General features: G+C 72.0%; 17 protein-coding genes. 10 read left to right on the forward strand and 7 right to left on the reverse strand.

Translation table 11 applies throughout. From position 1 onward, the window contains the following. Nucleotides 1-97: 97 nt before the first annotated feature. The gene (locus IE278_RS37130; RefSeq protein ID WP_189779353.1) at nt 98-1,579 is read left to right on the forward strand and encodes a cytochrome P450; all 1,482 of its coding nucleotides are present in this window, start codon (nt 98-100) and stop codon (nt 1,577-1,579) included. A gap of 18 nt (nt 1,580-1,597) precedes the next feature. Here the strand turns inward: IE278_RS37130 and IE278_RS37135 are convergent, their stop codons facing one another. The 3 genes from IE278_RS37135 to IE278_RS37145 form a co-directional block, all read right to left on the reverse strand. After that, entirely contained in the window at nt 1,598-2,554 is a 957-nt protein-coding gene (locus IE278_RS37135; protein WP_189779355.1) for an RluA family pseudouridine synthase, read from the reverse strand. 147 nt (nt 2,555-2,701) lie between these two features. Continuing rightward, complete coding sequence (locus tag IE278_RS37140) at nt 2,702-3,553, reverse strand: siderophore-interacting protein (RefSeq protein WP_189779357.1); 852 nt, start codon at nt 3,551-3,553, stop codon at nt 2,702-2,704. A gap of 125 nt (nt 3,554-3,678) precedes the next feature. Continuing rightward, complete coding sequence (locus IE278_RS37145; RefSeq protein ID WP_189779385.1) at nt 3,679-4,626, reverse strand: 5'-3' exonuclease; 948 nt, start codon at nt 4,624-4,626, stop codon at nt 3,679-3,681. 294 nt (nt 4,627-4,920) lie between these two features. Here IE278_RS37145 and IE278_RS37150 point away from each other — a divergent pair, with 294 nt between their 5' ends. The 4 genes from IE278_RS37150 (at nt 4,921) to IE278_RS37165 (ending at nt 10,185) form a co-directional block, all read left to right on the forward strand. Continuing rightward, the gene (locus tag IE278_RS37150; RefSeq protein ID WP_189779359.1) at nt 4,921-6,009 is read left to right on the forward strand and encodes a quaternary amine ABC transporter ATP-binding protein; all 1,089 of its coding nucleotides are present in this window, start codon (nt 4,921-4,923) and stop codon (nt 6,007-6,009) included. Next, the gene (locus IE278_RS37155; RefSeq protein ID WP_189779361.1) at nt 6,002-8,614 is read left to right on the forward strand and encodes an ABC transporter permease/substrate binding protein; all 2,613 of its coding nucleotides are present in this window, start codon (nt 6,002-6,004) and stop codon (nt 8,612-8,614) included. Before IE278_RS37150 ends, IE278_RS37155 begins: the two co-directional genes overlap by 8 nt. Before the next feature lie 247 nt (nt 8,615-8,861). After that, complete coding sequence (locus tag IE278_RS37160; RefSeq protein WP_189779363.1) at nt 8,862-9,425, forward strand: helix-turn-helix domain-containing protein; 564 nt, start codon at nt 8,862-8,864, stop codon at nt 9,423-9,425. A gap of 49 nt (nt 9,426-9,474) precedes the next feature. Beyond that, nucleotides 9,475-10,185, forward strand: coding sequence for a helical backbone metal receptor (locus tag IE278_RS37165; protein WP_246571295.1), 711 nt, complete (start codon nt 9,475-9,477; stop codon nt 10,183-10,185). On the opposite strand, the gene IE278_RS37170 is transcribed toward IE278_RS37165, so the two are convergent. Beyond that, nucleotides 10,112-11,317 carry a TDT family transporter gene (locus IE278_RS37170; protein WP_189779365.1) on the reverse strand — a complete coding sequence of 402 codons (1,206 nt, stop codon included), beginning with the start codon at nt 11,315-11,317 and terminating at the stop codon, nt 10,112-10,114. The two genes, IE278_RS37165 and IE278_RS37170, sit on opposite strands and share 74 nt — an antisense overlap. A 70-nt stretch (nt 11,318-11,387) precedes the next feature. Between IE278_RS37170 and IE278_RS37175 the strand changes: the two genes are divergently transcribed. Continuing rightward, nucleotides 11,388-12,338, forward strand: a complete 951-nt coding sequence (locus tag IE278_RS37175; RefSeq protein ID WP_189779367.1) for a LysR family transcriptional regulator — start codon at nt 11,388-11,390, stop codon at nt 12,336-12,338. Nucleotides 12,339-12,638: 300 nt separating this feature from the next. Here IE278_RS37175 and IE278_RS37180 read toward each other — a convergent pair whose 3' ends face one another. Together IE278_RS37180 and IE278_RS37185 are read right to left on the reverse strand one after the other, a co-directional pair. Next, the gene (locus tag IE278_RS37180; RefSeq protein ID WP_189779369.1) at nt 12,639-13,355 is read right to left on the reverse strand and encodes a gamma-glutamyl-gamma-aminobutyrate hydrolase family protein; all 717 of its coding nucleotides are present in this window, start codon (nt 13,353-13,355) and stop codon (nt 12,639-12,641) included. A gap of 127 nt (nt 13,356-13,482) precedes the next feature. Next, entirely contained in the window at nt 13,483-14,229 is a 747-nt protein-coding gene (locus IE278_RS37185) for a FadR/GntR family transcriptional regulator (RefSeq protein WP_189779370.1), read from the reverse strand. A 117-nt stretch (nt 14,230-14,346) separates the two neighbouring features. Between IE278_RS37185 and IE278_RS37190 the strand changes: the two genes are divergently transcribed. The 4 genes from IE278_RS37190 to IE278_RS37205 all read left to right on the forward strand — a co-directional run bounded on the left by IE278_RS37190 (nt 14,347) and on the right by IE278_RS37205 (nt 19,049). Further along, nucleotides 14,347-15,747 carry a glutamine synthetase family protein gene (locus IE278_RS37190; RefSeq protein ID WP_189779372.1) on the forward strand — a complete coding sequence of 467 codons (1,401 nt, stop codon included), beginning with the start codon at nt 14,347-14,349 and terminating at the stop codon, nt 15,745-15,747. An 11-nt stretch (nt 15,748-15,758) separates the two neighbouring features. Further along, nucleotides 15,759-17,165 carry an aldehyde dehydrogenase family protein gene (locus tag IE278_RS37195; RefSeq protein WP_189779374.1) on the forward strand — a complete coding sequence of 469 codons (1,407 nt, stop codon included), beginning with the start codon at nt 15,759-15,761 and terminating at the stop codon, nt 17,163-17,165. Between the two features lie 32 nt (nt 17,166-17,197). After that, the gene (locus IE278_RS37200; protein WP_189779389.1) at nt 17,198-18,022 is read left to right on the forward strand and encodes a 3-oxoacyl-ACP reductase; all 825 of its coding nucleotides are present in this window, start codon (nt 17,198-17,200) and stop codon (nt 18,020-18,022) included. Nucleotides 18,023-18,152: 130 nt separating this feature from the next. Continuing rightward, nucleotides 18,153-19,049 (forward strand): DUF2510 domain-containing protein, encoded by an 897-nt coding sequence (locus tag IE278_RS37205; protein WP_189779391.1) that lies wholly within the window; start codon nt 18,153-18,155, stop codon nt 19,047-19,049. Between the two features lie 52 nt (nt 19,050-19,101). Here the strand turns inward: IE278_RS37205 and IE278_RS37210 are convergent, their stop codons facing one another. Further along, the gene (locus IE278_RS37210; RefSeq protein WP_189779376.1) at nt 19,102-20,304 is read right to left on the reverse strand and encodes an amino acid deaminase/aldolase; all 1,203 of its coding nucleotides are present in this window, start codon (nt 20,302-20,304) and stop codon (nt 19,102-19,104) included. Nucleotides 20,305-21,446 lie beyond the last annotated feature (1,142 nt).

Consider the following 21,446-nt stretch of genomic DNA (forward strand, 5'->3'; position numbering starts at 1 on the left):
CGGCGGAGCCGCAGGTCGACACAGCCCCGCGCCCCTTCGGTGCCTTGCCGGGCAAGGCACCGACCGAACATCCGATCCAGCTCCGAAAGCGATCACCGTGACGCCTGAACCCTCTTCCCTGACCGGTACGGACGACCCCATGTCCGGGCCGCCGCCGGGCTGCCCCGCCCACGGCACGGGCCCCGGCGGACTGCGCCGGCTCTACGGACCCGACGCGCAGGACCTGGCGGGCCTGTACGAGAAGCTGCGCGCCGAGCACGGCGCCGTCGCGCCGGTGCTGCTCCACGACGACGTGCCCATCTGGATGGTGCTCGGACACGGCGAGAACCTCCACATGATCAGCAACCCCTCGGTCTACACCCGCGACAGCCGTATCTGGACGCCTCTCCTGGACGGCACGGCGGGCGCCGACCACCCGCTGATGCCGCTCATCACCTGGCAGCCCATCTGCTCCCACGCCGAGGGCGACGAGCACCAGCGGCTGCGCGGCGCGGTGATGGGCGCCATGTCGACCATCAACTCCCGCGACCTGCGCCGCCACATCAACCACTGGACCCAGGAGCTGGTCAACCACTTCTGCCACCGCGGCACCGCCGACCTGGTCTCGCAGTTCGCCGAGCACCTGCCGATGGCCGTGCTGTGCGAGATCCTCGGCATGCCCGAGGAGTACGACGACCGGATGGTGCAGGCCACCCGCGACCTCCTCAAGGGCACCGAGACCGCGATCGCCAGCAACGAGTACGTCATGAGCGTGCTGATGCGGCTCACGGTCCGCCGCCGGGCCGAGCCCGCCGAGGACTTCACCAGCCATCTCATCAACCACCCGGCCGGACTCACCGACGAGGAGGTGGGCCAGCACCTGCGGGTCGTCCTCCTCGCCGCGTACGAGGCCACGGCGAACCTCCTGGCCAACGTGCTGCGCGTGGTTCTCACCGACCCGGGCTTCCGCGCCCAGCTCAACGGCGGGCAGATGACGGTGCCCCAGGCGGTGGAGCAGTCCCTGTGGAACGAGCCGCCGTTCAGCAACGTCCTCGGCTACTTCGCCAAGCAGGACACGGAGCTGGGCGGGCAGCGCATCCGCAAGGGTGACGGGCTGCTCCTCGGGATGGCGGCGGGCAATGTCGACCCGCATGTCCGCCCGGACCTCAAGGCGAACATGATGGGCAACCGCTCGCACCTCGCCTTCGGCGGCGGCCCGCACGAGTGCCCCGGCCAGGACATCGGCCGTGCCATCGCGGACGTCGGTGTCGACGCGCTCCTCAAGCGGCTTCCCGACGTGCGGCTCGCCGTGGACGAGGACGACCTGACGTGGACCGCGTCGATCTCCTCGCGGCATCTGGCGGAACTGCCGGTCGTGTTCGCCCCGGCTTCGCCGCAGGACGTCATGGAGCGGCCCGGCGTCAGCGAGGTGCCCCGCCCGCGGCCGGACTGGGACCTCTCCGACCCGTCCCTGGAGGCCGCTCCGGTGCCGCGTCCCACCATCGACCTGCCGGACCCCCCGGCCGCCGATCCGGCCGCCGACCCGGGGCACCGGCTCGGTGCCTGGCAGCGCTTCGTGCGCTGGTGGCGCGGCTACTGAGCCCGACGGCCACCGACGTCACCGGGCCGGTCCTTCACCGGCCCAGTCGTCGTGGGCGGACCAGGCCAGGAGCGTCCGTCCGCTGCGGAACGCATGGCTGTGCCCCGTGACCGGATCGGTGAACTCCAGTACCCGCGCCAGCAGTTGGAGCGGGCGCCGGAAGTCACCGGCTGGCACGGGGCCGGTGACCACCGGGTACAGCGGGTCGCCGAGGATCGGCACGCCCAACGCGCTCATGTGCACCCGCAGTTGATGGGTCTGGCCGGTGTGCGGCAGCAGCCGGTAGCGGGCCCGGCCCTCCCGGTGCTCCACCAGCTCGACCCGGGTTACGGCGTTCGGCTCGCCCGGCACCTCCTGGGCGGCGAGCACGCCCCGCTCCTTGTGGATCCGGCTGCGGACCGTGACGGGCAGGTCCAGCGCCGGCGCGTACGGAGCCACCGCCTCGTACTCCTTGTGTACGAGGCGGTCGCGGAACAGTGACTGGTAGGCGCCCCGTTCCTCGGGCCGCACCGTGAACAGCACGAGCCCGGCGGTGAGCCGGTCGAGCCGGTGCGCGGCGCCCAGCGTCGGCACTCCGAGTTCGCGCCGCAGCCGGGCGAGAACCGTCTCGGTGACATGACTGCCCCGGGGTGTCGTGGCGATGAAGTGCGGTTTGTCGGCGACCACGATGTGCTCGTCACGGTGGACGACCTCGACGGGGAACGGCACCCGCTCCTCGTCCGGCAGCTCGCGGTGGAACCACACGAACATCCCCGGCACGTACGCCGTGTCCGCCCCCACCGGCCGCCCGCCCGCGTCCACGATCCGTCCCGCGGCGAGCATCTCGTCGATCACCGCGGCCCGTGGTGCGAGCCGCTCCGCCAGATACTCCCGCACGGTGCTCCAGGCCCCGTCGGCCGGGAGGCGCACCCGCACCGGATCCACCCCTTCGCGCTGGGGCAGGGGAGAGGGCGGAATCCTGTTCTTACGTCTCACCTGGTCAAGCGTACGCAGCGGCCGCACGGCCCTTCAGGGGCGCGGGGGACTGCGCGGGCGCTGGGAAGTGCGCGGGCGCGGGGGATTGCGCGATTAGCCCCCGCCGACCCGCTGACGAATGTCCACCCCGCTCCGGAGGGAACCCCCTCAGGTCGAGGCGACCGGAGGCGCGCCCTCCTGCTCGGCCTCGACCTGAGCGTTCCAGTCGCGCTTCGCGGCCTGCCACCCGTCCTCGTTGTGCCCCAGGCGCCAATACCCCGAGATCGAGATGTCCTCGCGCGGGATCCCGCGCTCGACCCGCAGCAGCCGCCGCAGCTCCTTCACGAAGCCCGCCTCGCCGTGCACGAACGCGTGCACCCGGCCCGCCGGGAACTCCAGTGCCCGGACGGCCGCCACCAGCGCCTCACCGACCGGCCGGTCACCGCGGTGCAGCCAGACGACCTCCGTGGCGGAGTCGAACTTCTGCTCCTCCTCGGGGCCCGACACCTCCACGAAGGCGCGTACCCGCGCTCCGTCGGGCATGCCCTCCAGGGAGGCGGCGATGGCGGGCAGCGCGCTCTCGTCCCCGGCCAGCAGATGCCAGTCGGCCTCGGCGTCCGGGGCGTACGCCCCACCCGGTCCGAGGAACCGCACCAGCTCGCCCGCCCGGACGTGGGCCGCCCAGGGCCCGGCAAGGCCCTCGTCGCCGTGGATCACGAAGTCCAGGGTCAGCTCACGCTGCTCGGGGTCCCAGGCGCGCACGGTGTACGTCCGCGTGACGGGCCACTGCTCACGGGGGAACTCCTCGCGGATCCGCGCCATGTCGAAGGGCTCCGGATACGTCACGCCCTCGGCGCCGAACAACAGCTTCACGTAATGGTCGGTGCTGGTGCCCGCGGTGAAGTCGGCGAGACCCTCGCCGCCGAGGACCACGCGCTGCATGTGCGGAGTCAGCCGCTCCGTACGGACGACCCGCGCGGAGTGCGGCTTGGGAGCCTTGCGTGCCGGACGCTCTGCCATAACGGCCTCCTGGGTAAGTTCGCTAAGGCTTACCTAAGTTAGCACCTCTCCCTGTGCCGCACCTCGGTGACACGCCTCAGTTGAACAGGGGGCAGTGGTGCGACCCCACGCGTCCAGTGTCCCTCTCACGACCCCAGAGTCGACAGCAGGCGTGTCAACGAGCCGCCGAGGCCCCAGCGCGCCGCCAGCGCGTCGAGGGCCGCCGGATCGCGTGGTGCGCGGGGCACCGCGGTGTCCACCTCCGGCAGGGGCACGTCACCGGCCACCTTGACGACCTTCGGCGCGACCGACACGTACGGCCGTGACTCGTCCAGGCGCTTGCGCTGCGACGGGGTGAGTTTGGCCTTCGGGTCGTCCACCGCCGCCATGATCCCGGCCAGGTCCCCGAACTCGGCCAGCAGCTTGGCGGCCGTCTTCTCGCCGATGCCCGGCACGCCCGGCAGCCCGTCGCTGGGGTCGCCGCGCAGCAGTGCGAGGTCCGCGTACCCCGGCCCGTCCACGCCGTACCTCTCGCGCAGCCAGGACTCGTCCGTGAGCTGCAGGGAGCCGACGCCCTTGAGCGGGTACAGCACGCGGATGCCCCGCTTGTCGTCCACCAGTTGGTACAGGTCGCGGTCGCCGGTGACGATGTCGACCGGGCCCGTGGCGCGGCCGGCGAACGTGCCGATCACGTCGTCCGCCTCGTACCCCTCGACCCCCACGCGCGCGATGCCCAGCGCGTCCAGGATCTCCTCGATGACCGGCACCTGCGGCGACAGGGTGTCGGGCACCTCCTCCTCGTCGGGGCCCGTCTCCGTCTCCTCGGCGACCCGGTGCGCCTTGTACGAGGGGATCAGGTCGACCCGCCACTGCGGGCGCCAGTCCGCGTCCATACAAGCCACCAGGTCGTCCGGCCGGTGGTCCTTCACCAGGCGGTCGATGAACTCGAGAAGTCCCCGCACCGCGTTCACGGGAGTGCCGTCCGGGGCCTTCACGGATTCCGGCACCCCGAAATAGGCGCGAAAGTACAGGGAGGCGGTGTCGAGGAGCATGGTTCGCCGGAGCTGCTGCGTCTGCTGCGTCACGCCTCGCATCATGCCGTACGCCACTGACAGTCACCGTGCGGCGCGGACCGTGCGGAAGAGGCCCGGCGTGGAGGAGCGAACCGGCACGAGTTCCGCAACCGTGCACAAGTAAACAAAATGTGAACTGGGACACGGTCGGGTTTGCGCCAGAGGAGTCGGGGCAGGGGCGCATCCGGAGCGACCCGGTCGCATTTTCAACCACACCTGAACATGCGCGGACCGGATGAGCGGGCGGAACCCGCATCGCTCCACGGCCCGCCGGCGGGGGAGGCGGGCCGTCTTCGTTCGACCGGAGAGGTACTTGTGTCATCCAGGCTGCAGGCGGAACGGCTCTACAAAGTGTTCGGCAGACGACCCGGCGAGGCCGTCGAGCGACTGCGAGGGGGAGTCGACCGCGAGGAACTGCGCGCCGACGGCATCACCGCCGCGGTGATCGACGCCTCTTTCACGGTGGAACCCGGCGAGATCTTCGTCGTGATGGGACTCTCAGGATCCGGCAAGTCCACGCTGCTGCGCATGCTCAACGGGCTCCTTGAGCCCACCGAGGGGCGCGTGGTCTTCGACGGACAGGACCTGACCGCGCTGAACGACCGTCAGATGCGCGAGGTCCGCTCCCGCAAGGTGAGCATGGTCTTCCAGCACTTCGCGCTCTTCCCGCACCGCAGCGTCCTGGAGAACGCCGCGTACGGCCTCGAAGTACAGGGGGTGCCGCGCGCCGAGCGCCACGAGCGCGCCAACAAGGCCCTGATCCTGGCCGGGCTCGCCGGCTGGGAGAAGTCCTGGCCCGACGAACTGTCCGGCGGTATGCAGCAGCGCGTGGGCCTCGCCCGGGCGCTCGCCACCGACGCCGACCTGCTGCTGATGGACGAGTCCTTCAGCGCGCTCGACCCGCTGATCCGCCGCGACATGCAGGACCAGCTGATCGAACTCCAGAAGAAGCTGAAGAAGACCATCGTCTTCATCACCCACGACCTCAACGAGGCCATGCGCCTGGGCGACCGCATCGCCGTCATGCGGGACGGCCGGATCGTGCAGATAGGCACCGCCGAGGACATCCTCGTACGCCCCGCGAACGACTACGTGGCCTCCTTCACCCAGGACGTCGACCGCTCCAGGGTCCTCACCGCGGCCTCCGTCATGGAGACGGAGCTGCGCGGCGACGAGGCGGACTGCGGCTGCGAGACCGCGAGGCCCGACACCTCGTTCGGCGAACTGTGCGCCGTCAGCGCGCGGCTGGCGCACGCCGTCGCCGTCGTCGACAAGAAGGGGAAGCTGGTCGGCCGTGTGCCCCGGCAACGGCTCGTCGCCTTCCTCGGCGACGAACAGGGCGAACCCGCGCCCTGCGACAACCCGCGTGACAAGACCCTCGGAGCGGTGAAGACCGATGCCTAGAATCCCCTTCGGCGACTGGGTCAACGACGCGGTCGACTGGCTGCTGAACCACATGGCGTGGCTCTTCGACTTCTTCAAGACCGTCTTCCTGGGCGCCTACGACGGCATCAACGCCGTCCTCCAAGCCCCCGAACCGCTCCTCCTCGCGGGTATCTTCGCGGTCATCGCCTTCTGGCTGCGCGGCACCTCGGCAGGTCTCCTCACCTTCGTGGGATTCGCGTTCATCGACTCCCTCGAACTGTGGGAGAACGCGATGGTGACGCTGTCGCTCGTCCTGGTGGCGACGATCATCGCGCTCGTCATCTCCGTGCCCGTCGGCATCTGGGCGGCCCGCTCGGACCGGGTAAGCGCCATTGTGCGGCCCGTGCTCGACTTCATGCAGACGCTGCCGGCGATGATCTACCTGATCCCGGCGATCCTGTTCTTCGGCACCGGCGCCCCCGCGGGCATCGTGGCCACCCTGATCTTCGCGCTGGCACCCGGCGTCCGGATGACCGAACTGGGCATCCGGCAGGTCGACAAGGAACTGGTCGAGGCCGCCGACGCGTTCGGCACCACCCCCGGCAACATCCTGCTGCGCGTCCAGCTGCCGCTGGCCCTGCCCACCGTCATGGCGGGCGTCAACCAGGTCATCATGCTGGGTCTGTCCATGGCCGCCATCGCGGGGATGGTCGGCACCGGCGGCCTCGGCGGTGACGTGAACGAGGCCATCGGCCAGCTGAACGTCGGCCTCGGCTCCGAGGCGGGCGTCGCCATCGTCATCCTCGCCATCTACCTGGACCGGATGACCAGCGCGCTGGGCACCCAGGTCTCGCCGCTCGGCCGGCGCGCCGCCGCCAAGCTGCGTGCCGCGCAGGGCCTGAAGATCTGGACCTATCGTCCCCAGCCCACCGTCGCCGTGATCGGTGTCGTCGTCCTCGCGCTCGTCGCGGGCGGCATGGGCGTGTTCGGCTCCGACGACAGCGAGACCACCGCGTCCGACTCCAAGAACGTCGGCCAGGGCAAGAAGATCACCATCGGTTACATCCCCTGGGACGAGGGCGTGGCCTCCACCTTCCTGTGGAAGGAGATCCTGGAGCGGCGCGGCTACGACGTCGAGGTCAAGCAGTTCGACGCGGGCCCCCTCTACACCTCCCTCGCACAGGGAGACATCGACTTCCAGACGGACTCGTGGCTGCCCACCACCCACGCCGAGTACTGGAAGAAGTACGGCAAGCAGCTCGACGACCTGGGCTCCTGGTTCGGCCCGACGTCCCTGGAACTGAGCGTGCCCGCCTACATGAAGGGCATCGACTCCCTGGAGGACCTCAAGGGCAGATCGGACGAGTTCGGCGGCAAGATCACCGGCATCGAGTCCAGCGCCGGAATGATGGGCCTGCTCAAGACGAAGGTCCTCAAGGAGTACGGGCTCGACAAGGAGTACAAGGTCGTCGACAGCTCCACGCCGGCGATGCTGGCCGAGCTGAAGCGCGCGTACGCCAAGAAGGAGCCGTTCGTCGGCACGCTCTGGTCGCCGCACTGGGCGTACAGCGAGTACGAGCTGAAGAAGCTCAAGGACACCAAGGGCGCCTGGGGCAAGGGCGACGGAGTGCACACGCTGTCCCGCAAGGGCTTCGCGAAGGACGAACCGGTCGTCGGCAAGTGGCTCAAGAACTTCAAGATGACCGAGAAGCAGCTCACCGGTCTTGAGGCGGAGATCAACAAGGCCGGCAAGGGCGCTCAGCAGGACGCCGTGCGCACCTGGCTGAAGACCAACTCCGACGTCGTGGACAAGCTGGCCCCGGTCGCGGGCTCCTCGTCGGGGACCCCAGCCGAGGCGAAGAACGCCATCGACGTCGCCTGGTTCCCGTGGGACGAGGACGTCGCCGTCACCTACCTGTGGAAGAACGTGCTGGCCCGGCGCGGCTACACGCTGAACCTGAAGCAGATGGACGTCGGCCCGGTCTACACGGGCCTGGCCTCCGGTGACATCGACCTCAACTTCGACGCCTGGCTGCCGTACGCGCAGTCGAACTACTGGAACAAGCACAAGGACAACCTGAAGGACCTCGGCACCTGGTACGAGCCGACGTCCCTGGAGGTCTCGGTGCCCTCCTACGTCAAGGGCATCAAGTCCCTGGCGGACCTCAAGGGCAAGGCCGACACCTTCGACGGCAGGATCATCGGCATCGAGCCGGGCACCGGCGAGATGAACCTCCTCAAGAAGGACGTGCTTCCGGGCTACGGCCTCGACAAGGAGTACAAGGTCGTCGACGGCTCCACGCCCGCGATGCTCGCCGAGCTGAAGCGCGCGTACGCCAAGAAGGAGCCCGTCGCCGTCGTCCTGTGGTCCCCGCACTGGGCCTACAGCGAGTACGAGCTGACCAAGCTGTCGGACGAGAAGAAGCTGTTCGGTGAGGGCAACACGATCCGGACGATCTCCAACAAGAAGTTCCCCGGGCAGTATCCGCAGCTCACCAAGTGGATCAAGAACTTCAAGATGAGCGAGGACGAACTCGGCAGCCTGGAGGCCGAGATCAAGGACCGCGGCCAGGGACACGAGGAGGACGCCGTCGCCGCGTGGCTCAAGGAGCACCCTGACATGGTGGAACGCATGACTCCGTAGCAGCGGACGCACACAGTACGGCGAGGGGCGGACGGCACTGTACGGTGCCGTCCGCCCCTCGCGGCATATACACGACCGATGAGGCAATGTTTACGGGGATGTGACGGCCGCATGAAACGGTTTGCCGAACACCCGTAGGGTGCAGACAACACATCAGGAACCCGCGAGACATGGGCGCGCAAGCCATGGGAAACCGCGCAGCCACCGCACCTCACGCACCGACGACGCACAGGGGGGAGCCGAAGCGATGGACGACAACAAGGAGACCCTTCGAGTGGGCGCGGCCGTCAGGCGGCGCCGCCGGGCGCTGGAGCTCACCCTCGCCGTCGTCGCCGAGCGCAGCGGTCTCTCGGTGCCCTTCCTCAGCCAGGTCGAGAACGAACGGGCCCGGCCCAGTACGCGTTCCCTGGAACGCGTGGCCGATGCCCTCGGCACCACCCGCGTGGAGCTGCTGGCGGCAGCCGACCCGGCGCGCAGTGTCGACGTGGTGCGCGCCGACGACTCCGAGTTCACCCATGAGCCCCGTGTGCGCCCCCTGGTGCGCGGTCACCACCAGTTGCACGCCATGGAGTTCTCCGGCGACCAGGACGCCGGCCGTGAGTTCCAGCACCGCAACGACGAGTTGATGTACGTGGCCGAGGGCTTCGTCGAGGTCGAGGCGGAGGGCCGCGCGTACCGCCTGGGCAAGGGCGACACCCTGTATCTCACCGGGGGGGTGCGCCATCGCTGGCGGGCCACCGAGGAGGACACCCGCGTCCTGGTCGTCGCGGTCGCGGACCACGTCGAGGCGGTCGACGATCTCAGCCGGTGAGCGCAGCGCGCGGGCTCCGCGCACACGCCCCGCCCCGGCGCCGAGGGTGGTGTCGCTGGTCCCGTCCCTGACCGAGGCCGTCGCCGTGTCCGCGCCGGGGACCCTCGTCGGGGCGACCGACTGGTGCAGCCACCCCGCCGGGCTCGACGTCGTACGCGTCGGCGGCACCAAGAACCCGGACGTCGAGCGGGTCGTCGCCCTCGCCCCCGACCTCGTGATCGCCAACGAGGAGGAGAACCGCGAGCCCGACCTGACAGCGCTGCGGCGAGCGGGCCTGGAGGTCCTGGTCACCGAGGTACGGGACCTGCCGGGCGCCTTCCGCGAACTGGAGCGCGTGCTCGGGGCGTGCGGCGTCCGCGGACGGCCCCGCTGGCTGGACGAGGCCGAGACGGTGTGGCTCGACCCGCCCTGCCCGTCGATCCGGCCGCGCGCGGCCGTGCCCATCTGGCGGCGCCCCTGGATGGTGCTCGGACGGGACACCTTCGCGGGGGACCTGCTGGCACGGCTGGGCGTCGACAACGCGTACGCCGACCACGCCGAGCGCTATCCGCGCATCCCCGCCGACGCACTGCGCGCCGCCCGCCTCGACCTGCTCGTCCTGCCCGACGAGCCGTACCGCTTTACCCGGGAGGACGGCCCCGAGGAGTTTCCCGGGGTGCCCTGCGCGCTCGTCGACGGACGCCATCTCACCTGGTACGGGCCGTCGTTGGCGCGGGCCCCGCGGGTACTGGCCGAGGCGCTGCGAGCAGCCGTCCGCTGAGCAGGCCCCGGGCGGTGTGCACGGCGGCCACGGTCCAGGCGGCGAGCAGCAGGGCGTACAGGGCGACGGCGATCCCGTCGTAGACGACGAGCCCGGTGTGCCGCGCGAGGCCCTCGGCGCCCGTCACACACGTACCGACCGGGAAGGTGAAGGCCCACCAGGTCATCGTGAAGCGCATGCCCCGGCGGTGGGCGCGCACCACCATCGCGCCGGCCAGCGCGAGCCAGAACAGCGCGAACCCCATCACCGGTACGCCGTAGAGCACCGCGAGGACGGCGAAGCCCTGCTCGTACGGGGCGGGCACCACCCCTTGCGCGGCGCCGGCGAACTTGTCGACGGCCGTCGTGGACTGCCCCAGCGGACCCAGCACCAGGAACAGGGCCGGGGTCAGGGCGAGCGGCAGCGGGCCGTCCGTGAGGAGCCGGGCGAAGATCATCGGCAGCATCACCAGCGTGGCCAGCAGACTGAGGCCGAACATCGCGAAGCAGGCGAGCAGCAGGGTCGCGCGGGGCGCGCCGGCCGGCAGATGCGGTACGAGCAGCGGGCCGAGGGCCGCGGACACCATCGGGGCGACCACGGGGAGCAGCCATACGGGACTGACCTGGGACGGGATCCGGGAGGCGGCGTCCGTCCGGGGGCGCACGACCATCAGGTAGGGGACGGCCACGGCCACCGTCAGCCCGGTCAGGGTGCCGGCGGTGAACAGGACGGCGTCCAGGGCGACCGCCGCCGGGGTGCCGATCCAGTCGTGGCCGACGACGAGGGCGCCGCCGCCGACGGCCAGCAGGGCCATCGAGAGGCACCCGTAGAACGGTGCCGTCGCCGGGTCCATGAGCTGGGCCCTCGCCCGGCCCCCGTGATGGATCCAGTGCGCCGCCCGCGCGACGAGCAGGCCGACGAGCAGGACGAGGGAGAGCGCCCAGAACGCCGCGCAGACGGTACGCAGGCCGGGGGCGCCGAACGGGAGGCCGGCGCCGGCCGTGGCGATGATCGCGGTGCCCATGACGGGGGCGTACCAGTTGGGTCCGAGGTGGCGGACGGCGGTGGCGCGGGGGTGGGCGGTCCGGCGGATCTGTCCGGTACGAGCGGTGCGCCCTCTGAGGGTGGGAGGGCTGGGGACGGCGGTGACCATGACTCCACGGTGCTCCCCGGGCGGGGTGGCCACCAGGGAGTACCGGTCTATGGGGGCATAAGGTGGGCTTATGAGTTGGAGCGACGGTACGGACGACCAGCCGGTGCGCGCAGCGGGAGCGGCGCCGGGCGGGGGGCTGTCGCACCGGGTGCCCGAGCTGGGCGCGCTGGAACTGCTGCTCGCCGTGGCGCGGCTCGGCAGTCTGGGGCGGGCGGCGCGGGAACTCGGCATCACCCAGCCCGCCGCCAGCAGCCGGATCCGGTCCATGGAACGGCAACTGGGGGTCGGGCTGGTGGACCGTTCGCCCAGGGGGTCACGGCTCACCGACGCGGGGGCGCTGGTCACGGACTGGGCCCGGCGGGTGGTGGAGGCGGCGGAGGCGTTCGACGCGGGGGCGCAGGCGCTGCGGGACCGGCGGGACTCGCGGCTGCGGGTGGCGGCGAGCATGACGATCGCCGAGTACCTGTTGCCGGGGTGGCTGATCGCCCTGCGCGGGCAGCGGCCGGACACGGCGGTGTCGCTGCTCGCCGGGAACTCCACGGTGGTGGCCGGGCGGGTGCTGTCGGGCGAGGCGGACCTGGGGTTCGTGGAGGGGGTGTCCGTGGCGGACGGACTCGACTCCGTGGTGATCGCCCACGACCGGCTGATCGTCGTCACCGCGCCCGGGCACGCGTGGGCGCGGCGGAGGCGGGCGCTCGACGCGGGGGAGTTGGCGGCCACGCCGCTGATCCTGCGGGAGGAGGGGTCGGGGACGCGGCAGGTGCTGGACGCGGCGCTCGGCGGGCTGGCCCGCCCGCTGATCGAGCTGTCGTCGACGACGGCGGTGAAGGCGTCCGCGGCGTCGGGGGCGGGGCCGGCGGTGCTGAGCGAACTGGCTCTCGGTGAGGAGCTCTCCGCGCGGCGGCTGGTGGAGATTCCGGTGGAGGGGGTGCGGTTGAGCCGGGACCTGCGCGCGGTGTGGCCGACGGGGCATCGTCCGGCGGGGCCGGCCCGCGACCTCCTGACCTTGACGCGGTCGTAGGAACGGGCGGCGGACGACGGGCGGCGGACGACCCACGCCTTGCGCCGTTCCCCGCGCCCCTGGGGTGGCTCCGGCCGGGTTGCCGGCTGCGCAGTTCCCCGCGCCCCTGGGTGAGTGGGGCTTGCGGCGGGTTTGTCGGGTGCGGGTTCGCTGTGGTTGGTTGCGCAGTTCCCCGCGCCCCTGGGTGGGTGGGGGTGGGGGTTGGTTCGTGGGTTCGGGAGGGTGGTTGCGGCCTGCATACGGCCCGCGGCCCCGGCCCCCTAGGGGCGCGGGGAACGGCGCAAGCCCCCCGCCCCGCCGCTACGTGGGGTCCGAGCCCCGCCCCGAGGCGTAGGCGGTAGCCGTATGTACCAAGCCCTTCATCACGCGTAGGTCCAGCGCCATCTCCGGGTGCCATTGGACGCCCAACGCCCAGCCGGGCCCGGGGAGTTCCAGCGCCTCCACCGTCCCGTCCTCCGCGAACGCGCTCGCCACCAGCCCCGTCCCCAGCCGCCCCACCGCCTGGTGGTGGTACGTCGGCACGGACGACTCCTCCGTGCCGACCAGCCCCGCGCACAGCGACCCCGGCACCGGCTTCACCACATGCCGTCCGAACACCCCCACCGCCTCGACATGCCCGTCGATGTGCTGCACGAGCGTCCCGCCGAGCGCGACGTTCAGCAGCTGCATCCCCCGGCAGATGCCGAGCAACGGCGTCCCGGACGCCAACGCCGCCTCGATCAGCGCGAGTTCCCAGCTGTCACGGGCCCGCGCCTGTGGCCCGCAGCGCGGGTCGCGCTCGGCCCCGTACCGCGCCGGATCCACGTCGGGACCGCCCGCGATCACCAGCCCGTCGAGCCGGGCCACGGCCCCGCCGGCGTACGCCGGTTCGTCCGGCGGCAGCATCGCGGCCACCCCGCCCGCCGCCTGGACCAGCCGCGGATAGCCGGCCGGCAACAGCGTGGCCTCCAGCTCCCACACCCCCCACCGCGCCGTCTCCAGGTACGTACTCACTCCGATCAGCGGCCGGTCGGCCATCCCCACGCTCCCCACAGTCCCCGTGTGCCTCACATTCCTACTCTCCCTGTGCGCCGCCTGCTCCGCAAAGAATGCGAACCCATACCTTTGCGGCGGACGCAGGCGGACGCAGTCAGGCACGGGTCGGCTACGTCAAGAAGCCGCGCAGCAGTGCCGCCGTGCCCGCGCAGTGCTCCCGCATCGCCCCGCGTGCCCCCTCCGCGTCCCCGGCCAGCACCGCCTCGACCAGTGCCGCGTGCTGACGCTGCGAATGGTCGAGGTTGCGTACCAGGAGGGGGATGCAGTCGAGGAGGTCGTTCACGGTCGAGCGGACGGCCGCGTACTGGGCGGTGAGGGTCGGCGAGCCGCACAGTTCGGCGAGGGTCAGGTGGAAGAGCGTGTCGAGACGCCGGTACTCCGCCAGCGGGGCGTCCTGCGTGCGGGCCAGCGCCTCACGCAGGGACCGGGCCCGCGCCCCGGAGAGGCCGTGCGCCGCGCACAGTTCCGCCGCCCCGACCTCCAGCACCTCACGGAAGCGCAGTACGTCCTCGATGTCGACCCCCTCGACGCGCCGCCGCAGTTCGGCCCCGTCCGTCGCCCCGGAACGGGCCCGCACGAAGGTGCCCCCGTACCGGCCGCGCCGGGACTCGACGAGCCCCTGGTCCTGCAGCACCTTCAGGACCTCGCGGAGCGTCACCCGGCTGATCCCGAGCCGCTGCGCCAACTCGCGCTCGGCGGGCAGCCGTTCGCCCGCGGGGACCAGGCCGAGCCGGACGACCTGGAGGATCTGCTCCAGTGCCTCCTCGAAGCCGTTGCCCGCGCGCACCGGCCGCAGCACCGGCGCCAGCCGGTCGTCGTGGCCGTGGCTGCGGCCGTGTGGATCAGAGTGCGACATCCGGCCGCGCCCCCTTCCCAAGCAATGGTTCTCGGCAATACCTTATGGCCATCGCCGATCATTGACGGCCCGGGACGGCTGGGGACGGTTCCAGGCCGACCGAAGGAGGCCTTTTCCGTGGCAGACCGCACACCACCGCTCACCGTCGAGGAACTGCACGCCCTCGTCGCGAGCGGCGAGATCGACACGGTCGTCCTGGCCTTCCCGGACATGCAGGGCCGGCTCCAGGGCAAGCGGTTCGCCGCCCGCTTCTTCCTCGACGAGGTCCTGCGGCACGGCACGGAGGGCTGCAACTACCTCCTCGCGGTCGACGCCGACATGAACACCGTCGAGGGCTACGCGATGTCGTCCTGGGAGCGTGGGTACGGCGACTTCGCCATGCGTCCGGACGTGAGCACGCTGCGCCGCGTCCCGTGGAACGACGGCACGGCGATGCTCGTCGCCGACCTCGCCTGGAACGACGGCTCTCCCGTGGTGGCCGCGCCCCGCCAGATCCTGCGGCGCCAGCTGGAGCGGCTCGCCGAGCACGGTTTCACCGCCCAGGTGGGCACCGAGCTGGAGTTCATCGTCTTCAAGGACACCTACGAGCACGCCTGGGACGCCAACTACCGCGGTCTGACGCCCGCCAACCAGTACAACATCGACTACTCCGTCCTCGGGACCGGGCGCATCGAGCCCCTGCTGCGGCGCATCCGCAACGAGATGGCGGCGGCCGGGCTGACCGTCGAGTCCGCCAAGGGCGAGTGCAACCCCGGGCAGCACGAGATCGTGTTCAAGTACGACGAGGCCCTGGTCACCTGCGACCAGCACGCCATCTACAAGACCGGGGCCAAGGAGATCGCCTCCCAGGAGGGCGTCTCGCTCACCTTCATGGCCAAGTACAACGAACGCGAGGGCAACTCCTGCCACATCCACCTCTCCCTCACCGACGCCGACGGCACCAACGTCATGGCCGGTGACGGTGACGGTGACGGCGATGGAGATGGCGGCGGTCACGGTCACGGTGGTATGTCGCGGGTGATGCGGTACTTCCTCGCCGGGCAGCTCGCCGCCCTGCGGGACTTCTCCCTCCTGTACGCGCCCAACATCAACTCGTACAAGCGCTTCCAGCCCGGCTCGTTCGCGCCGACCGCCGTCGCCTGGGGTTACGACAACCGCACCTGCGCGCTGCGCGTGGTCGGCCACGGCCGCTCGATGCGCTTCGAGAACCGGCTCCCGGGCGGCGACGTCAACCCGCACCTCGCCGTCGCGGGACTCGTCGCGGCCGGCCTGTACGGCATCGAGCACAAGCTGGAACTGCCCGAGGCGTGCACGGGGAACGCGTACACCGCCGACTACGCGCACGTGCCGACCACCCTGCGCGAGGCCGCCGAGGTCTGGGAGAACAGTCCCATCGCCCGGGCCGCCTTCGGTGACGAGGTGGTCGCCCACTACCGCAACATGGCGCGCGTCGAGCTGGACGCCTTCGACGCCGCGGTGACCGACTGGGAGCTGCGCCGCTCCTTCGAACGCATGTGAGAGGTCCTTCGTTGTCGCACACCCCCACCCGGTCCGCACAGCCCGACGGGCACGAGCTCCTCGTGCTCAACCCGGCCACCGAGGAAGTCGTCGCCACCGTCCCGGGGGCCGGCCCGGCGGACGTCGACGCGGCCGTCGTACGGGCCCGTGCGGCGCAGATCCGCTGGGCCGCCCTCGCGCCGGGCGAGCGGGCCCGGCTGCTGCGCCGGTTCGCCGTCGTCGTCGACGAACACCTCGAAGAACTCGCCCGGCTGGAGGTGCGGGAAGCCGGGCACACCCTCGGCAACGCCCGCTGGGAGGCGGGCAACGTCCGCGACCTGCTCGACTACGCGGCCGGGGGAGTGGAACGGCTTACCGGCCGCCAGATCCCGGTGGCTGGCGGCCTCGACATCACGATCCTCGAACCGCTGGGCGTGGTCGGCGTCATCGCGCCCTGGAACTTCCCCATGCCGATCGCGGCCTGGGGCACGGCCCCCGCGCTCGCCGCCGGGAACGCCGTCATCCTGAAACCGGCCGAGACGACCCCGCTGACGGCACTGCGACTGGCCGAACTCGCCCTGGAGGCAGGCCTTCCCGAGCATCTCTTCCAGGTCCTGCCCGGCGCCGGACCCGTCACGGGCGACGCGCTGGTCGAACACCCCGGCGTCGCGAAGATCGTCTTCACGGGGTCCACGACCGTGGGCAAGCAGGTGCTGGCCAAGGGAGCGGCCCTCGTCAAGCGCGTCACCCTCGAACTCGGCGGCAAGAGCCCCAACATCGTCTTCGCCGACGCCGACATCGAGGCCGCCGCGGCGGCCACCCCGATGTCCTTCCTCGACAACTCCGGCCAGGACTGCTGCGCCCGCACCCGCATCCTCGTCCAGCGTTCGGCGTACGACCGTTTCCTCGAACTCCTCGTCCCCGCGATCGAGTCCGTGGTCGTCGGCGACCCGTCCGACGAGAAGACCGCCATGGGCCCGCTGATCTCCCGGGCCCAGCTGGAGCGGGTGCGCGGGTACGTCACCGACGACCTGCCGGGTATCAGGGGCACCGCCCCCGACGGGCCCGGGTTCTGGTTCCCGCCCACCGTTCTGACCGGAGTCGGGCCCCACGCGCGCGTGGCCGTCGAGGAGGTCTTCGGGCCGGTGGCCGTGGTCCTCCCCTTCGAGGACGAGGCCGACGCGATCCGGCTCGCCAACGCCACCGACTACGGCCTGGCCGGTTCCATCTGGACCCGGGACGTGGGCCGTGCCCTGCGCGTGTCGGGCGCGGTCCGCGCCGGGAACCTCTCCGTCAACTCCCACTCCAGCGTCCGCTACTGGACCCCCTTCGGCGGCTTCAAGCAGTCCGGCATCGGCCGCGAACTCGGCCCGGACGCGCTGGCCGCCTTCACCGAGACCAAGAACGTCTTCATCAGCACGGAGGGCCCCGCACAGTGACCTCAACGCCATCGACCTCGCCGACCTCGCCGATCTCGCCGGCCTCATCGACTTCGTCGACGGCGTCGGTCTCATCGCCCGACGCCGTCGTCTGCCGCCGTCTGGTCGGGCGTACGGCCGTCATCACGGGCGCCGGCAGCGGTATCGGCCTCGCCACCGCACGCCGGCTCGCCTCCGAGGGCGCCCACGTCGTCTGCGGCGATGTCGACGAGACGCGGGGCAAGGCCGCCGCCGAAGGGCTCGGCGGGATCTTCGTCAAGGTCGACGTCACCGACCCCGACCAGGTCGAGACGCTCTTCGAGGCCGCGTACGACACGTACGGATCCGTCGACATCGCCTTCAACAACGCGGGCATCTCACCGCCCGACGACGACTCGATCCTGGAGACGGGACTGGAGGCCTGGAAGCGCGTCCAGGAGGTCAACCTCACCTCCGTGTACCTGTGCTGCAAGGCCGCGATCCCCTACATGCGGCGGCAGGGCAAGGGGTCGATCATCAACACCGCCTCCTTCGTGGCCCGGATGGGCGCCGCGACCTCGCAGATCTCGTACACCGCGTCCAAGGGCGGGGTGCTCGCCATGTCCCGTGAACTGGGCGTGCAGTTCGCCCGCGAGGGCATCCGGGTCAACGCCCTGTGCCCCGGCCCTGTCAACACCCCCCTCCTCCAGGAGCTGTTCGCCAAGGACCCGGAGCGGGCCGCGCGCCGCCTCGTGCACATCCCGCTCGGCCGGTTCGCGGAGGCGGACGAGATCGCCGCCGCGGTCGCCTTCCTCGCCAGCGACGACTCCTCGTTCGTGAACGCCACGGACTTCCTGGTGGACGGCGGGATCTCGGGCGCGTACGTCACACCGCTGTAGGGCCCGTCGGGACGACGCCGAGGGGCCCGTCGGGACACCGCTGCAGCGCCCGTCGGGAGGCCGGTGCAGGGCCCGTCGGGCGGAGGGCCCTGTGCCTGTGCCGGGCGGCGCCTAGAGTGCCGGGATGAGCATGACGACCCCGCCCGGCTGGTACCGGGACCCCTCCGCCCCGCACACGGAGCGCTGGTGGGACGGGACCGCCTGGACCGAGCACCGCCGCACCCCCGAGGCGCCGCAGCACCCTCCCCCGCGGGGGAGCGACGGCTCCGGACGGGCGAAGGCCGTCGCCCTCACCGCCGCGGCGGCCGTCCTCGTCGCCGCCATCGTCACCGGCGCCGTCGTCCTGAGCGAGGACGACGGGGACGGAGACCCCGGGGCGATCACCGCGCCCACGGTCTCCGCCCCGGCGAGCCCGCCGCCCTCATCCTCGGAGTCCGCCCCGGAGCCGTCCGCCGATCCCGACCGCGTCGTGGACGAGCTGAACGGCATCACCCTGCCGCTGCTCGACGGCTGGGCCAGACCCGAGAACGTGTCCGACACCGATGTGGTGATGACCACACCCGGGACGTACGACTGCCCGGGCGACGACGGCCTCTGCCGCCACGGCACGGTCCTGTCGCGCACGGTGACCGCGAACGACGAGAAGTCCACCGCGGCGCTCGCCCGGGAGGACATCTCCGACGCGGCCGACCTGGCGTACGACCGCAACAAGGTCGACGAGCGGCCCTTCCACGGCATCACGTCCCACCGGCTGGTCGAGCAGGGCCCGGTCGCGGTCGCCGGGCGCACCGGGTACTTCGTGCGCTGGCGCGTCAGGACCGAGGCGGGGCCCGGCGGTTACGTCCAGTCCATGGCGTTCCCGTCCAGCGTCGGCTCGGAGTCGCTGGTCATGGTGCGGTACGTCTTCGACGCGGGCGCGGAGGGGCCGCCGCTCGCCGACATGGACCGGATCACCGAGGGGATCCGGCCGGTCGGCGACGAGGACACCAGCGGGGGCGTGGGCAGCGACATCGGCCCCACGCGGTAGCCGACCGCCCGGGCCAGAGCCACCGGGCCAGGGCAGGGCCACCGGGCCAGGGCTACAGGAAGGTGTGGCCCTCGCCGCGGTACGTCGGCACCGACGCCGTCACCGTGTCGCCCTCCACGAGGTGCAGCACGTCGAAGCGTTCGCACAGCTCCCCGGCCTTCGCGTGCCGGAACCAGACCTTGTCGCCGATCAGCAGATCGTCGGCGGGCGAGCCGAGCAACGGCGTCTGCACCTCGCCGGCGCCCTCCTGGGAGTCGTACCTCAGCCCCTCGGGCAGGTACGGCACGGGCAGCCGGTCGGGGCCGGGGGCGCCCGACGCCGGATAGCCGCCGCCGAGGACGGTCACGACACCGACCCCGGGCCGGCGCACGACGGGCTGCGCGAAGAGCGCGGCCGGACGCCCGCTGAACGACGTGTAGTTGTCGAAGAGACGCGGGACGTACAGCCCCGACCCGGCCGCGATCTCGGTCACCGAGTCCTCGGCCGCGGTGTGCTGGACGCTGCCCGTGCCACCGCCGTTGACGAACTCCAGGTCCGGCGCGACGGCCCGGACCGCCCGTACGACGTCCGCCCGGCGCTGCGCCAGCTCCTTGCGGGCCGTCGCCTGCATCAGCCGGATCGCACGCGACCGCAAAGGGCGCCCTCGCAGGGCGTCGCCCACTCCGGCGATGTGCCCCTCGTACGCCATGATCCCGACGAGCCGGAAACCAGGCCGGCGGGCGACCGTACGCGCCATGTCGGCGACCTGGGCCGCGGAGTACAGGGGCGAGCGGCGGGCGCCGACCCGGACCCGGCCGCCGAACATCTTCAGCGCGGTGTCCAACTCCAGGCAGACGCGCACCTCTTCGCGTCCGCCGTCCCGGGCGTCGTCGATCAGTTGCAACTGCGCAGGGTCGTCGATCATGACGGTCACGGCTGCGGCGAGTTTGGGGTCGCCGGTGAGCGTCGCGTACGCGGCCCGGTCGGCGGACGGATAGGCGAGCAGCACGTCGTCGAAACCGGAGCGGGCCAGCCACAGCGACTCGTCGAGCGTGTAGGACATGAGTCCGGCGAAGCCGTCCCTGGCGAGGACGCGTTCGAGCAGGGCCCGGCAGCGCACCGACTTGCTCGCGACGCGTACGGGCTTGCCCGCCGCCCGCCGTACGAGGTCGTCGGCGTTGGCGTCGAAGGCCTCCAGGTCCACGATCGCGACGGGTGCGTCGAGATGGGCGGTGGCCCGGTCGTAGCGGGCTCGGTCTGCGGCGCGGGCTGTCATGTGCGAAGCCTGCCAGACCGGATTACCGCAGGGTAGGGGGACGTTCCGGGCAGATGCCCCGGGCCCGCGGACTGATTCCCACGGGCGTGGCGTCAGCCCGTAGAGTGACGCGCACGCAAGCGGGGAACGGATCCGGAGGGGTTCCTTCGGCCAGTCTCGGTCGTCCGGGGTCGAGGAAACGGGGGGTGCATGAGCACGGAAGCGCGCCGCGCCTCGATTCCTCCGCGCCCGGCGACGCCACCGGTGACGCCGGGGCCGGCGGTGACGGACGACGAACGAGAACCGTCGCGGTGGCCGGAACCCACGGCCCCGCAACAGCCTTCGGCTCCCGCGTCGGAGCGTGCGGGCGGGGAGTCCGCGGGGGGCGACTGGTTCGGGCCGCGCCGCCCTGTCGGCACACCGCCGCGCCCACGTGCCTCCGCCTCCGACGAAGCCGGCTCAGGGGACGCGTCCTCGTCCTCCTCCTCGTCCGAGGCACCGCGTTTCCCGACCCTCCGCCCAGGCGACGACCGGCAGCGCCACACGCCGGAGGCGGCTCCGCCCCCGCAGCCGTCGACCCGCTACCCGGACGCACCACCGCCCGGGGGCACGGGCACCCTGCCCCGTGACGCGGAGAGCCCAGCGTCAAGGCCGAACGTCCCGCCACGTCCGACGACGGAGCCGCGCGCTCCCCTGGGGGGCGCCGAGTGGGCGGGCGTCACGCCCCGCCCGGGCGCGGCCCGAGCCGCCTCCGCACCGCGTGCCCCCATGGGAGGCGCGGAGTGGACGAGCGCCCCTGCCGCACAGCAGACCCCGGCGCGTCCGGCACCCGAAGCGGGTACGGCTCCCGGTCGGCCTCCACGTGCCGCCCAGCAGGATTTCCCACTCCGCCCGGCGACCGAACCCGACGACCCCACCCCGACCGCCCCCCGCCCCGAAACCCCACCCCGCCCCACGACACCCCCCCGAACGGCCGGCGGCGACACCGCGCGGCGGCCCGCCCCGGACCGGGCAGAGTCCCGGGCGGCAGGGGGCAACACCGCGCAGTGGCCGGGTCCCGAGCGGCCCGGCCCCGGCCGGGCCGAGGCCCTCGCGGGCGGCGGCGACACCGCGCGGCGGCCTGGCTGCGGTCCGACCGAGCCCCGGGCGGGCGGCGGCGACAC

This window comes from Streptomyces tauricus, from assembly GCF_014650955.1.
GTDB classification, from domain to species: Bacteria; Actinomycetota; Actinomycetes; order Streptomycetales; family Streptomycetaceae; genus Streptomyces; species Streptomyces tauricus.

Bases quoted from the DNA above. Each gene is read 5' to 3' on its own strand.
- IE278_RS37140 (WP_189779357.1), bottom strand. From the start codon at position 3,553: ATGGCAGAGCGTCCGGCACGCAAGGCTCCCAAGCCGCACTCCGCGCGG.
- IE278_RS37145 (WP_189779385.1), bottom strand. From the start codon at position 4,626: ATGCGAGGCGTGACGCAGCAGACGCAGCAGCTCCGGCGAACCATGCTC.
- IE278_RS37155 (WP_189779361.1), top strand. From the start codon at position 6,002: ATGCCTAGAATCCCCTTCGGCGACTGGGTCAACGACGCGGTCGACTGG.
- IE278_RS37160 (WP_189779363.1), top strand. From the start codon at position 8,862: ATGGACGACAACAAGGAGACCCTTCGAGTGGGCGCGGCCGTCAGGCGG.
- IE278_RS37170 (WP_189779365.1), bottom strand. From the start codon at position 11,317: ATGGTCACCGCCGTCCCCAGCCCTCCCACCCTCAGAGGGCGCACCGCT.
- IE278_RS37175 (WP_189779367.1), top strand. From the start codon at position 11,388: ATGAGTTGGAGCGACGGTACGGACGACCAGCCGGTGCGCGCAGCGGGA.
- IE278_RS37180 (WP_189779369.1), bottom strand. From the start codon at position 13,355: ATGGCCGACCGGCCGCTGATCGGAGTGAGTACGTACCTGGAGACGGCG.
- IE278_RS37185 (WP_189779370.1), bottom strand. From the start codon at position 14,229: ATGTCGCACTCTGATCCACACGGCCGCAGCCACGGCCACGACGACCGG.
- IE278_RS37205 (WP_189779391.1), top strand. From the start codon at position 18,153: ATGACGACCCCGCCCGGCTGGTACCGGGACCCCTCCGCCCCGCACACG.
- IE278_RS37210 (WP_189779376.1), bottom strand. From the start codon at position 20,304: ATGACAGCCCGCGCCGCAGACCGAGCCCGCTACGACCGGGCCACCGCC.